Genomic DNA, 13793 nt, shown 5'->3' with positions numbered 1-13793 from the left:
TAGGTTTTAAAACTCCAGTCCGAGTAGTGCGTTTTCGATGAGCTCTGGCAGTGCGGGGTGGATCCAGTATTGTTTGGTTGCGACGTCGCGTACGTCCAGGTCGAATGCCATGACGGTGACGAGTTGCTGCACAAGGCTGGATGCTTGCGGGCCGATGATGTGCGCCCCGAGTAGTTTTCCGGTGTGGCGGTCTGCAATGAGCTTACAGAACCCGGTGGTGTCTTCCATAGCCCAGCCATAAGCCACGTCGCCGTAGTTTTGCACTTTGACGGTGATGTTGTGGCCGGCATCGAGTGCTTGCTGCTCGGTAAGTCCCACAGTGCCGATTTGGGGGTTGGAGAATACTGCGGCGGGCACGTTGTCGTGCGGCATTGGCTGTAGATCATCGGGGTGGAGGATGTTGTGTTTCACGGCCCGCATCTCTGCATTGGCGACGTGCTTGAGCTGGAAGGGGGATGACACATCGCCCAGGGCCCACACGCCGTCGACGGTGGTGCGGCCGTATTCGTCGACTTTGATGCGTTTGCCGTCCATCTCGATTCCCGCGGCGTCGAGGTTCATTTGGTCACCGTTGGGGGTGCGGCCGGTGGCTGCCAGGAGCACGTCGCCTTCTGCGGTTGTTCCATCGGTAAGTTCTAGGGTGATGACGCCGTCAGCTTCGCGCACTGTCTCAATTTCAACACCGGTTTTCAGGTTGTAGCGCTGCGCTGCGAGCTCGGTGAAGCGGTCAGAGATGTCTTTATCCATGTGACGCAGGAGGTTGCTGGAGCGGTTAACCACCGTGACGTCAACACCCAGGGAGCTGAAAATGTGGGCGAACTCGGCTGCGATAAAACCGCCACCAACAATGACCATGGTTTGGGGGAGCTCCGGCAGGCGGAGGATGTCTTCGTTGGTGTAATAGCGCACGCCGGAGTCAGCGATTTGCGGCAGAATCTGCGGGCGCGCACCGGTGGCGATCACGATGGTGGGGGCGGTGATGGTGACATCCTTGTCGCCGTCTTTGGTAGCTACGGTGTGTGGACTGGTGAAGCTTGCGTGGCCGTCGTAGACGTCGATGTTGGGGGTTTCGGGGCCGCGGCGGTATTGCTCGCCGCCGGAGGCGATCTGGTCGATGCGGTCATCGAATACTCGGCGGACGATGGAGGGCCAATCGACGCCGTTTAGTTGCGCGTCGAGACCATATGTTGACGCCGTGGTGATTGAGCGCGCGATGTCTGCCGGGTAGACGAACATCTTGGTGGGGATGCAACCGACGTTGAGGCATGTGCCGCCGAAGACCCCTTTTTCGACGATCGCGATCTTCTTGTCATCGAATTCGGGGCCGGGGATGGAGTTGCCGGAGCCGGTGCCGATGATGATGAGGTCGTACTGGATGGGGTTGGTGTCCTTGTCCTGTTCGGTGTTCATATCCATACCTTAACCAACGCGCTCTGAAGCGGCGTTGTTCCATCGCAGTACGGCAGGTTGCTGCGTGGAAGCGCTACGGCGTCGTCGCGGGAAGTTGGGTCAGCCACTCGGCGGTGTCTGAGAATGCTTGGGCCCGTGGGGTCGGCTCAGACAAAAAGACGTCGTGTCGCGCACCTTCAATAACCCGCGTGGTGACGCTTCCTTCAGGACCTGCGAGAGCTGGGGCCCAGCGCGCAATATCTCGGACATCAAGCACGGAATCTGCGTGGTTCGTGGCTTCCGAATACGGCTTATTAATATGTGACGCACTTGAATGCAGGACGAGTATGGGGATGTTCACCTCGCCGCGGCCAGCGCGAATCGCACGGTGCCCGACGAAGATTGCTGACAGCCAGCTCATCGACTTTTCTGGGCTTTTCACTGGTTTGAAACGGCGGTCAAAATCCCACACACCGTTGAAATCTTTATGGATTGATTCCCCGTAGGCCGTGAGGTTGTCCGGTGGCATGGGCATATCGGGGCGAAGCTTCGCGATAAGGCCAATCGCTGGGTCGAGTGCGCGCGCGATCGGTTTGGGAACCATCATGTCTAGCCATGGAGAGTTGAGAATCATGCCCTCGATACCGTCGAGTCCTTGGCGCTGTGCGCGGCGGTGCAGCCATAGGGGAGCGATAAGTCCACCGGTGGAGTGCGCCATCACTATCACGCGGTCGTAGGCTCCGCCGTCGTGTGAAAGCAGGTAGTCAGCGACGGCATCCAGTTCCACATCGTAGAAAGACAGGTCGGTGATGTGGTGCCATCGTTGCCCTGCACGCCACGAACGTCCGCACTTCCTCAAATCAACGGCGTAGAAATCGTATCCGTGGTTGCCGAAGAATTCAGCGACGTGCGTTTGAAAGAAGTAATCGGTCATCCCGTGGACGTACAACACCGCAGAGTGGGGGGAAGGCTGTACATCCGAAGAAGCGGAGGTGTCGCTATCGTTTCCCCCCTGATGGAGGTGGCGAACCACCGTCGCCACAATGTCGGTCTCCCCGTCTGGATCGACACCTAGATCAATGGTGCAACGCTCGTAGCCCTCGCCCAACATGTCCGGTTCAAACGCACCTTCAAAAAGGGGTGTGACATGCGGGTGAGACGTGGAACCATAGCTGCGTCGTGCGGCAGGGGTGGCGTCATTAGAAAAAATAATGGGGGAGCGCATGGGGTTGAACATGGCTCTAGCTTAGGCACAAAACCCCACATCTAGAGGAAGCTACGTGACCCTAAAGCCCGAAAAACATCCCCCGGGGCGTAAGCTATTTGTCTACAGCACGAGCATTTCTAGGAAGGAAGCATCAAGGCAGTGGCTACCACGCAAACACAAACAGCAGAGGTCGACGTCGCCCTCATCGGCGCCGGCATTATGAGCGCAACGCTCGGCGCTATGCTGAAGCAACTCGAGCCCACCTGGTCGCAGGTCGTTTTCGAACGTCTCGACGCACCCGCCGAAGAGTCCTCCTCCCCGTGGAACAACGCCGGCACCGGCCACTCCGCGCTCTGTGAGCTCAACTACACCCCGGAGGTTGCGGGCAAGGTTCAAACCGCCAAAGCAATCGCAGTCAACGAGAAGTTCCAGGTTGCACGCCAGTTCCTAGCAAACCAGCTGGAGCAAGGCGTTCTGTCTGACGCCCGAGACTTCATCAACCAGGTTCCCCACGTGTCCTTCGGCCACGGCGCGGACCAAGTCGAATACCTGAAGAAGCGCTATGAGACACTGAGCAAGCACCCCTTGTTCCCAGGTATGGAATACACCGAGGATCCTGACAAGTTCAGCGAGTTCCTTCCGCTGATGGGTACGGGACGTGACTTCTCCGAAGGCGTCGCTATTTCCTGGACAGAGGTCGGCACCGACATCAACTACGGTGCGCTGACCAAGCAGTTCCTGGCAGGCGCAGTGAAGTCCGGCACCGAGATCCGCTATGGCCACGAGGTCACCAACGTCACGCCTCAGGGTTCCAAGTGGAAGATCACCACCAAGAACGTGCACACCGGTGACGTCTCCACCACCGTGGCTAACTTCGTCTTCATTGGCGCCGGCGGCATGGCTCTGCCTCTGCTGCAGAAGTCCGGTATCCCCGAGATTCGCGGCTACGGCGGATTCCCGGTCTCTGGCGAATGGCTGCGCTGCACCAACGAAGAAGTCATCAAGCAGCACCACGCAAAGGTGTACGGCAAGGCTTCTGTCGGCGCTCCTCCGATGTCTGTTCCGCACCTCGATACTCGCGTGATCGACGGAGAGACTGGCCTGCTGTTTGGCCCCTACGCTGGCTGGACGCCGAAGTTCCTCAAGCATGGTTCGTGGTTCGACCTGCCGAAGTCTTTGCGCCCCACCAACGTGATGTCCATGTTGGCTGTGGGTGTCCAGGAGATGGGCCTGACCAAGTACTTGGTTCAGGAGCTGCTGAAGGACCAGTCTGCTCGCATGGAAAGCTTGCGTGAGTACTACCCGGAGGCTCGCGACGAGGACTGGGAGCTTGTCACCGCTGGCCAGCGTGTTCAGGTGATCAAGCCGATCGTTGGCCCCCGTTTCGGTTCTCTGGAGTTCGGCACCGCGCTGATCAACAACACCGAGGGTACGATCGCTGGTTTGCTGGGTGCTTCCCCGGGAGCCTCCATCGCGCCTTACGCTATGCTCGAGGTGCTCGAGCGCTGCTTCGGCCAGAAGATGGTGGAGTGGGGCCCGCGCATCAAGGAAATGGTGCCCTCCTACGGCGTAAAGCTTGCAACTGATCCGAAGTTGTTCAACGAGGTCTGGGAGTACACCCAGAAGACCCTCAAGCTGGAGAAGTAAGTGCAGTACCCTTTTACCGCGGTCGTAGGCCAAGAACGCTTGCGTTTGGCGCTGATCTTGAACATGATCAACCCTGCTATTGGAGGGGTGCTCGTCCGTGGTGAAAAGGGCACGGCGAAAACGACCACAATCAGGGGCTTTGCCGATATTATTGACGGGCCCCTGGTTAATCTTCCTATCGGAGCCACCGAGGACCGTGTCGTCGGTTCGCTTGATATGGAAACCGTGCTGACCACAGGGCGGGCTGAGTACAAGCCTGGACTGTTGGCTCAGGCACACGGGGGGATTTTGTATGTTGACGAGGTCAATCTGCTCGCAGATCATCTAGTTGATGCCCTTCTTGACGCCGCGGCTACCGGCCAGGTCACCGTGGAACGTGACGGATTGTCTCACACCACCCCGGCACGTTTCGTCCTCGTGGGTTCGATGAATCCAGAGGAAGGGGAGTTGCGCCCTCAACTTCTTGACCGTTTTGGACTCGCTGTGGACGTGGTGGCGTCGCGCGAAGTACCTGTGCGTGCAGAAATTATGCGCAGGCGCCTAGCCTTCGAAGCGGACCCGGCTGCCTTTGTTGCCCAGCATCGAGAAGAAGAAATCGCGTTGGCTGAGCAGCTTCAGGCTGCTCGTTTAACCGTTGGCGACGTGGTGCTCTCGGACGCAGGGCTGGAGCAGATTGCCAGCGTGTGTGCCGCTTTTGATGTCGATGGCATGCGCGCGGATCTTGTGATTGCCCGCGCCGCCACCGCCCATGCGGCATGGCGCGGAGCTACGCAGGTGGGGGAGGAAGACATCAAGGTTGCTGCCGAGTTGGCCCTACCACACAGGCGTCGGCGTAACCCCTTCGATGAACCTGGCCTCGATCAGCAGCAGCTCGAAGATGCCTTGGAAGAAGCTCACAACAACAGCCCGTTGTCTGAGGATGATCAGCAGCCCGCACCATCTGACGGTGATGCTGAACTCCCCGATACTCCGCCGCAGCCTGACCAGCTCGATGAACCAACCGATTCCGATGATGGCGGAAAGGTAGGTCGCGCCGATTCGGGCGCCCCCTTTCGCCCCTAGGCTGTTGCGTTTTAAACGCTCGTCTTTGCAACAAGACACCCCATCGGGGCGCAGGTCCAAGGCATATTCTTCCAGCGGCGCTGATGTGCGCGCTATCGTCCACGGACGCGGGCTTAACCTGCAAGGCACTGTGATGGCGGCGGCAGAGCGCGGTGCCGGCTTCAAATCCATCCCCGGTGGACAGTTGGTCGACTTCCGCCCTGAAGATCTTCGAGGATCACTTCGTCGGGGTATGGAATCGAACCTCATCGTCTTTGTCGTGGATGCCTCTGGCTCGATGGCTGCACGCGATAGGCTGTCTGCGGTCTCGGGAGCCGTCGTATCGATGCTTCAAGACGCTTATCGCCGCCGTGATAAAGTTGCTGTTGTTTCGGTTCGCGGTGCACAGCCCGAGGTGTTGCTCCCACCCACGGGTTCCGTAGAGGTCGCCGTCAAAAGAATGGAGGGCGCACCTACGGGCGGCCGAACTCCCCTGGCAGAAGGTCTTGTAATGGCGCAGGACCTCATTGAGCGTCAAGCACGAAAAGAGCCCTCTCGGAGGGCGATCATGGTGGTTCTCTCGGACGGACGCGCGACGGGGGCGGCGGGTATCAAAGGCGTGCGTCTGGCAGCCGAGGCCATTGCGCGACGGGGCTTGAGCGCTAATGTGGTCATCGATTGCGAACGCGGACGCGTACAGCTAGGGCTTGCAAAGGAACTCGCTCAAGGCTTGGGTGCTGCGTGGGTACGGCTAGATGAATTGAATGCCGATACGGTCGCCAGCGTTATTGGCATTTAGCACATTTAAGCTGTGAGAAAAATCTCTACTACCCACATTTAGGGGTAATAATTCCCCGGGTAATTTGTTGTGATCCGGCTTACGCTGCTTGGATAAGAAGGTACATAAACAGCCTATTTTCAAGGGACGTTCGATGGCCGACGTAGCACATACACCACAAATTCCAGAGCCTAAACGGAAAAAAGACAACACCCACTGGCTGTACATCGGGGTTATCGTCGCGGTTATCGCGGGTATAGCTTTTGGCCTTATCGCGCCAGAGACAGCAGCAGGTTTCAAGGTCGTTGGAACCATGTTCGTCAAGCTCATCAAGATGATGATTTCACCGGTTATTTTCTGCACCATCGTGCTGGGAATCGGCTCGGTTCGCGCTGCAGCTTCGGTGGGTAAAGCCGGCGGCATGGCCTTGGGCTACTTCATCACCATGTCGACCTTCGCACTTGCGATCGGCTTGATCGTTGGCAACCTCATCGAGCCTGGCGATGGCCTCAATATTGAAGCGACAAAGACCGCCGGTGCGGATTTTGCAGCTAAGGCAGAACACGGCGGGGGCACCATCGGTTTCATCCAGTCGATCATCCCAGAAACTCTGTTTTCCTCGCTGATTTCCGGTTCTGTTTTGCAGACCTTGTTCGTAGCACTCTTGGTTGGTTTCGCAGTGCAGAGCATGGGTAAAGCCGGCGAACCCATCCTAGGAGCCATCGCTCACCTGCAGAAGCTCGTGTTTAAGATTTTGGTGATGGTGCTGTGGCTCGCACCTATTGGCGCTTTCGGCGCGATTGCAGGTGTGGTTGGTGCAACCGGTATTGAAGCTGTTAAACAGCTCGCAATCTTGATGCTGGCCTTCTACATCACGTGTGTGATCTTCGTCTTTGGCGTCCTTGGGCTGGTGCTCAAGGTTTTTGGCGGATTCAATATCTTCAAACTCGCGAAGTACCTGGGCCGCGAGTACCTTTTGATCGTTGCTACCAGTTCTTCCGAGTCGGCGTTGCCGAACCTTATGCGCAAAATGGAGCACGCAGGTGTTGGTAAGTCAACGGTCGGCATTGTTGTTCCCACCGGATACTCCTTCAACCTCGACGGCACTGCTATCTACCTCACCATGGCGGCCATCTTCATTTCTGACGCGATGAATCAGCCGATGAACATGAAAGAGCAGATTGGTCTGTTGCTCTTCATGATCATCGCATCCAAGGGAGCTGCAGGTGTCTCTGGTGCAGGCATCGCCACCTTGGCAGCTGGTCTGCAGTCGCACCGCCCAGAGCTTCTTGACGGTGTCGGCGTGATTGTTGGTATTGACCGATTTATGTCTGAGGCGCGCGCATTGACAAACTTCTCCGGCAATGCGGTTGCTACCTTGCTGGTTGGCAAGTGGACCCACACGATTGATACCGATCGCGTGCACAAGGTTCTTAATGGTGAACTTCCGTACGTTGAGGGTGATGATGACAGCACCGTCGACCTGCACATGCCCACGGTGAACAACCCTGCCCACCGTGATCTGCAACCAACCCCGCAGATAAATCTGGATAACTACAAGCACTGACTCTAGAGTCGCATTAAGGGCAAGCCCGGAATCCACACAGTGGGCTCCGGGCTTTACGCTGCGGTGAGAACTTTTAAGGGTTAGTCCCAACCGGTGTTGACTCCTCTATACAGATCATCAATTGGATGCGGATTGATGTTGCGAACTAACCCACTGACGGACCTCGGGGGCAGTGAGAGACAGCAGTATCAGCAGCGTCAGACCGGTATTGCTAAAAGTGAGCAAGGACGGGTGCGTGGATAGACTGATCCCGCTGAACTCGACAGCTGCAGTAAACAGCACAACGACGAGCAGAAGCAGGCGCGCTACCTTGCTTTTTCGTACCGTGCTCCACCACGCCAGCAGCATGAGGGCCGTGAAGGCAACCTCAAGGGTGAACGCCGTGGCAGCAAACACTGGCACATTATCGATCGCAGTGAGGCTGTGGGTTCCAAAAGCTGCAACTCCGATTGCGCCCAGGGCTAGAACGGACTTAATCGCGATAAGCAAGCCAGCCATAGCAAGGCCTTTGGGTGGCAGCTCCTTATCGAGCTGTTGTTCTGTTTGAGGCAGAACAACAGACGGCATGGCAGTATGCTCACGCACCTGTGCTTGGTTCGAGCGTTGTGCGGCTCCTCGCAGGTCGAGAATTGGCATGTTGCCATCGGTGTGCACCGCGTCGCCACCGCCGTTTTTGTCGTGGAATGCAGGAGTAAAGCGCGGAAGAATATCTACGCGGGTGGCGGGATCGCAATACCGGACAGTATCGATGATGTAGTCGCGCTCAGCATCGATGTTTGCATCGATCTTGTGGGTGATTTGTAGGGTCCAACTCGATAGACCAACCCGCACGTCATAAGTGCCGGCCGCCATCCAGTCGACCGATTGCCCACCAGGTAACTCCCAGCCTTCTGGAGCCTTCCAGAAGCGAACGTGGTGACGCTGTGCGGCATTACCATCGACTTCTTGTTGGTAAGCGAAGTTCTGTGTGCGTTCAAAGAGATACAAGTTGGATACTGGTGCCTCAGGATAGGACGTCTTCATGAGGGAGGACTTAATGATGCCCAAAGAACTGCGAAGCGTAATCGGGTCAGCCTGAATCCAGCCGGCGGCTCGCATCGCATAATGGACGTCTTCCTCTGAGCCCATAATCGCAAGGTTAACTGGATCTCCTAGCAGGCCGTCACCCGTCTTAGTCCGTGCAAGGAAGTAATCCGGTAGATAGAACGTGGTGAGTAACTGGTGCAAACGCGGCAACGCTACATACGCCAGAACACCCCAGAACGCGACAAGCAGAGTAATGCCGTGCCAACTGAAGCTCAGCCCGGAGGTCAATAGAGCGAAAGCGAAGTAGAAGGTCAGTATTAACCCAACGGCAACGAACGCGCCATCCAGAAGAGAATAGAGGCGACCGTGACTTTTCGGTCGCCTCTGTTGCTCCAAATGATACGTGGGTGGAGCAGTTGGCACCGGGTACAATGAATCGCCCGGTGGTGGGGGCTCTACGTGGGTCATGGTTATAAGTATGACCCACGCCCGCCCAGGACAGTTAGCCTGTTAGTTTTTGGTAATCGCGTAGTACTCAGGCAGCGACTTCCAGTTGAACGTCACGTTGTCGACATTGTTTGACCACCCACCGACAACGTTGGGGTACCACAACGGGATCGCAGGTAGATCTTGGAGCATGATTTCCTGGCCTTCGTTGTAGAGCTTGTTAGATTCCTCCGGGGTCGGCTGTCCAGCCGCCTTCGTCATCAGCGCATCGAATTCCGGATTGTTGTAGCCGGAGTCATTAGATGAAGACGTCGACACGAAGTTTGGCACCAGGAAGTTGCCCAGGCCGGGGTAGTCAGCGAACCAGCCAGTGCGGAACGCACCCTTGATCGTCTTGGACTTGATGTCGTTACGGTACGACTTGAAATCAGGGTAGGGGTGGCCGACTGCCTCAATGCCAAGGTTGTTGCGAATCTGGTTGGCGACAGCATCAACCCACTCCTGGTGACCACCATCGACGTCGTACGCGATCTCAAGGGTGCCGTCGTACGGGCTGATAGCATCTGCCTGCGCCCACAGCTTCTTGGCTTCCTCCGGGTTGTACATCAGTACCTCGTTGCCCTTGAGATTCGGGTTGTAACCGTCAATGACAGGGGAGGTGAAGTCCCTGGCCGGGGTACGAGTACCGTAGAACAGCTTGTTTGTAATCGAATCGCGGTCAATCGACATCGACAGAGCCTTGCGACGCAGGCGGCCTTCCTCACCAGCGAAGTGGGCTTCACGTTCTGGCAAGCTCAGCTCTTGATAGGCGGCAACCGGTTGGCTCACGCTACGTCCAGGAAGCTCGTCTTGGTAGTTGGCTAGCGAGCCAGTAGGAATAGCGTCCAGGACGTCAAGGTTGTCCGACAACAGGTCGGCATACGCGGCGTCAGGACGCGCATAGAAGGTGAACATCACACCGTCATTTTTCGGCTTGCGGGGCCCGTCGTAGTTTTCGTTAGGCACCAGCGAGATCGATTGGGAGCCGTCCCATGCCTCGAGCTTGTAAGGACCATTGCCGTTGGGGTTGCGCCCGAAGGCCTCTTCGTCGTCGTATGCGTTATCGGGCAGCGGGAAGAATGCGTTGTAGCCAAGACGCGTCGGGAAGTCAGCCTCCGGCTGATTGAGCGTGATGGTGAACGTACGGTCGTCAAGCACCTTCAAGCCGCTGAGCTCGGTTGCATCCTCGGAGTAGCCTTCGATGGGGGCAAAGAAGCTTTCGGTCATTTGGTCGTTAGCGACCACATGGTTCCATGCATCGACGAAGTTGCTGGCTTTCACGGGGGTGCCGTCAGCGAACTTCTTGTCGGGTTTGAGGGTGACCTTGTAGGTCTTGTCGCCCTCAAGATCGATGGATTCCGCTAGCTCGTTGTGCACAATGCCGTTAGCGTCGTAGTACACGAGACCGGAGTACAACATGTCGACGATGCGACCGCCGCCGTTTTCACTGGTATCGCCGGGGATCAGCAGGCGCTGTGGCTCGGTGCCGTTGACGTAAACGATGGCATTGCCGCTGTCATCGCTGCTGCAGGCGGCTAAGCCGAACGTGAGGGCGCTGGCGGCAAGAAGCGCTGCCGTCTTCTTGATGACGCCGCGGTGCGTACGCGCCGGGCTGGAGGTGGTGTTGTGCATAGAGCGGGAACCTTTCTTCGATTGTTGTCAGAGGGGAGCACTCAGGGTGCGTTGCGACTCAGATTAGCTGATGTTGTGACATGGGACATAATATCGGGGTGGTGGGGGTAGTGTTACTGCTGCGGCGGGGGTTTATAGCTTTTGCTACTGTCAACCAGGTGAGTGATGAGAGCGAAGTTCAGCAAGAAGAGCAGGAATGGTGGCAGGCCCCGGGTATGCCGTGGAAAGATAAGCCCGGCAAGGCAGATATCTGGTGCCTGTCTCTGTTCGGCATCGTCTTCGTTATCTCGCTGCTGCTACTACCGATTCGGGCGTGGGCGCTGGCCGATCAGGCACGGTACCCCTGGGGTGTTGCGCTGCTCGGCTCGAACACACTTGTCACTGCCCTCGGAGTAGTCAACGGTGTTGGAGCCGCATTGCCTTTTGTGTGGCCGATCTTGCTGGGAGGTATTGCCCGCATCAAGTTCCACGCCTTGTATTGGTGGGCGGGCTCGTTGTGGGGGCGCGGCTACTTAGACATGTATGCCGAACAGTCCAAGCGTGCTGCCCGCAACGTGACGAAGGTGGAGCGTATCGCCAAAAAAATCGGCCCGTGGGGTTTCGCTTTGTCCTACCTTCCGATCCCGCTGCCGATTGGCCTGGTGGTATTCATCCTCGCTGGCGCCGAGGGGATGAAGCTTCGCACCTTCCTGATTTTGGACTTCATCGCCGCGACCCTGTGGATGGTGCCGTTCTACTACCTCGGCCATAGCCTTGGCGAACCTGCCCAGGAGGTACTCGAGGTGTATGCGAAGTTCGCGAACTATGTGGTGATTGCCCTGATGGTTTTCGTTTTCGTGGGCATCTTCCGCAAGCAGTCGAAGCAGAAGGCTGCCTAGGGCTGTTATCAGTCTGGGCGAGTTTGTGGGAGTCTGTGATATCGCCGGTGATGTGATCTAGACTCTGTAGACCATGCCCAAAGGAAAACTCGATCCAGCCTCCATCCCCGACGACGGCCTGACCACCCGCCAGCGCCGCATGCTGCCGATCACCGCAGTACATACAGGTCCGGGCAAGGGGAAGTCCACGGCGGCCTTTGGTATGGCCATGCGTGCGTGGAATCAGGGCATGAACGTGGGGGTTTTCCAGTTCGTGAAGTCTGCGAAGTGGAAGGTTGGCGAGGAAGCGGTCTTTAAGCGTCTCGGCCAGTTGCATGAGGACACCGGCGAGGGCGGTGCTGTTGAGTGGCACAAGATGGGGGAGGGTTGGTCGTGGGCCAAGAAGGCTGGTTCGGAGGAGGACCATGCACGCGATGCTGCTGATGGCTGGGCTGAGATCAAGCGGCGATTGGCGGCCGAAACCCACGAGTTTTATGTGCTCGACGAGTTCACCTACCCGATCAAATGGGGATGGATTGATATTGATGACGTCGCGGAGGTCCTGCGCACACGCCCCGGCACGCAGCACGTGGTGATGACTGGCCGCGACGCCCACCCCAAGCTAATTGAGGTCGCGGACTTGGTCACGGAGATGACCAAGATTAAGCACCCGATGGATGTGGGGCGCAAAGGTCAAAAGGGTATTGAGTGGTAGGAACGTGTTAGCTCCTTCCACCCCTCGAGCAGTCCCGGGTGTCGTGATCGCGGCTCCTGCATCGGGCACTGGCAAAACCACTATTGCTACTGGGTTGATCGCGGCCTTGTCACGCCGCATGGAGGTCGCACCCTTTAAGGTCGGCCCTGATTACATCGACCCTGGTTACCACGGTGTTGCTGCGGGTAGGCCCGGCCGCAATTTGGATTCCGTCATGTGCGGCGAACAGCTCATCGGACCGCTGTATGCTCATGGATCAAAGGGGTGCGATATTTCGGTAGTGGAGGGCGTGATGGGGCTTTTTGACGGCCGCATCGCCCTGGGGGCGGATCCGATGTGCGCGCCTGGTTCCACTGCTCAGGTTGCCCAGTTGCTGGATATGCCAGTTATTTTGGTGGTCGATGTACGTGGGATGAGCCAGTCCGCCGGCGCCTTGGTGCGTGGTTTTTGCGCCGCCGAAGGCATACGGATCGCCGGTGTCATTCTCAATCGTGCCGGTACTGATAGGCATGACCAAGTGTGTCGGGAAGCAATTGAAGCTGTTGGCGTTCCGGTGGTGGGTTCTGTTCCCCGTATGAATGTGGACGTGCCCAGCCGCCATTTGGGTTTGGTCACAGCTGCGGAAAACTGTGAGACCCTCGACGTCATTACCCGAATGGCCGACCTTGTGGAAGCCCACGTCGACTTGGATGCTGTTGTTGCCTTGGCGCGCTGTGGCTATCAGGGCCAGGCGTGGGATCCTGCAGCTGCCATCTCAGAGAGTGATGACGCCGCGCCTGCTGGATCTGTCGGCCCCAGGCCAGCTGCCAGTGGCAAACGCGTTGCTGTGGCCGGTGGGCCGGCGTTTACCTTCGCTTATGCGGAGCATCGGGAATTGTTGCGCGCTGCCGGTGCCACAGTGGTCGATTTTGATCCGCTGAATGACCCGCTGCCGGAGTGCGATGGGTTGATAATCCCTGGTGGCTTCCCGGAAGAGCACGTGGAGCAACTAGCTGGGCGCGCAGATCTTCGTGAAGATATTCGTGCGTTGGCTGCCTCGGGTGCGCCGATACATGGCGAGTGCGCTGGTTTGCTGTGGCTGCTCGAAACCTTGGACGCCCACCCCATGCTTGGGTTGATCCCCACGCACGCGGCAATGGGGCGCCGGCTTACCCTGGGCTACCGGGAGGCTGTGGCTTTAAGCGACAGCCTGTTGTACCGGACAGGGGAGCGGGTAACCGGACATGAGTTCCACCACACGGCCCTCACCAGTGAACAAGCGGAAGGTTTCGGCCCGGCCTGGGGGTGGAAGGGCTGGCATGGGCCCAAGCAAGAGGGTTTTGTTGCCGGCAATATTCACGCCAGTTATCTGCATGTGCACCCGGCGTCGGCGCCGCAGGCGGTGTCAAGGTTCGTGCAAGCGATGTAATACTAGTCGTTGGCCGCCTGCGATCGCCCTATTCTGGCCG

Annotated in this window: 11 protein-coding genes; 7 read left to right on the top strand and 4 right to left on the bottom strand. The window is 57.8% G+C overall.

What is annotated here, in order from left to right:
* Positions 1-6 precede the first annotated feature (6 nt).
* Together mtr and CARG_RS05800 are read right to left on the bottom strand one after the other, a co-directional pair.
* On the bottom strand, positions 7-1410 hold the full coding sequence (gene mtr, locus CARG_RS05805; RefSeq protein ID WP_020976472.1) for a mycothione reductase: 1404 nt from the start codon (positions 1408-1410) through the stop codon (positions 7-9).
* Positions 1411-1483: 73 nt separating this feature from the next.
* Positions 1484-2626, bottom strand: coding sequence for an alpha/beta hydrolase (locus CARG_RS05800; protein WP_020976471.1), 1143 nt, complete (start codon positions 2624-2626; stop codon positions 1484-1486).
* Positions 2627-2755: 129 nt separating this feature from the next.
* On the opposite strand from CARG_RS05800, the gene mqo reads away from it, so the two are divergent.
* The 4 genes from mqo (at position 2756) to CARG_RS05780 (ending at position 7629) form a co-directional block, all read left to right on the top strand.
* Complete coding sequence (gene mqo, locus CARG_RS05795) at positions 2756-4243, top strand: malate dehydrogenase (quinone) (RefSeq protein ID WP_020976470.1); 1488 nt, start codon at positions 2756-2758, stop codon at positions 4241-4243.
* Positions 4244-5305, top strand: coding sequence for an ATP-binding protein (locus tag CARG_RS05790; RefSeq protein WP_020976469.1), 1062 nt, complete (start codon positions 4244-4246; stop codon positions 5303-5305).
* Between the two features lie 25 nt (positions 5306-5330).
* Complete coding sequence (locus CARG_RS05785) at positions 5331-6083, top strand: vWA domain-containing protein (protein ID WP_041747549.1); 753 nt, start codon at positions 5331-5333, stop codon at positions 6081-6083.
* Positions 6084-6216: 133 nt separating this feature from the next.
* Positions 6217-7629: a cation:dicarboxylate symporter family transporter gene (locus CARG_RS05780; RefSeq protein WP_020976467.1), complete on the top strand. Its 1413-nt coding sequence runs from the start codon at positions 6217-6219 to the stop codon at positions 7627-7629.
* Positions 7630-7746: 117 nt separating this feature from the next.
* On the opposite strand, the gene CARG_RS05775 is transcribed toward CARG_RS05780, so the two are convergent.
* Positions 7747-9123 carry an LssY C-terminal domain-containing protein gene (locus tag CARG_RS05775; RefSeq protein ID WP_041747031.1) on the bottom strand — a complete coding sequence of 459 codons (1377 nt, stop codon included), beginning with the start codon at positions 9121-9123 and terminating at the stop codon, positions 7747-7749.
* A 42-nt stretch (positions 9124-9165) separates the two neighbouring features.
* On the bottom strand, positions 9166-10773 hold the full coding sequence (locus CARG_RS05770; protein WP_020976465.1) for a peptide ABC transporter substrate-binding protein: 1608 nt from the start codon (positions 10771-10773) through the stop codon (positions 9166-9168).
* A 158-nt stretch (positions 10774-10931) separates the two neighbouring features.
* On the opposite strand from CARG_RS05770, the gene CARG_RS05765 reads away from it, so the two are divergent.
* From CARG_RS05765 to CARG_RS05755, 3 genes are all read left to right on the top strand, one after another.
* Positions 10932-11651: a DedA family protein gene (locus CARG_RS05765; RefSeq protein ID WP_041747544.1), complete on the top strand. Its 720-nt coding sequence runs from the start codon at positions 10932-10934 to the stop codon at positions 11649-11651.
* A gap of 73 nt (positions 11652-11724) precedes the next feature.
* Entirely contained in the window at positions 11725-12345 is a 621-nt protein-coding gene (gene cobO / locus CARG_RS05760; RefSeq protein ID WP_020976463.1) for a cob(I)yrinic acid a,c-diamide adenosyltransferase, read from the top strand.
* A complete protein-coding gene (locus CARG_RS05755; protein WP_081761627.1) occupies positions 12308-13753 on the top strand; it encodes a cobyrinate a,c-diamide synthase in 1446 nt (481 codons plus the stop codon). Before cobO ends, CARG_RS05755 begins: the two co-directional genes overlap by 38 nt.
* Positions 13754-13793: the final 40 nt, after the last annotated feature.

Origin of the sequence: Corynebacterium argentoratense DSM 44202 (assembly GCF_000590555.1) — a bacterium.
In the GTDB taxonomy this organism is placed as follows: Bacteria; Actinomycetota; Actinomycetes; order Mycobacteriales; family Mycobacteriaceae; genus Corynebacterium; species Corynebacterium argentoratense.
The sequence above is the reverse complement of the archived record's forward strand: the minus strand, read 5'-3'. Positions and strand labels throughout refer to the sequence as shown.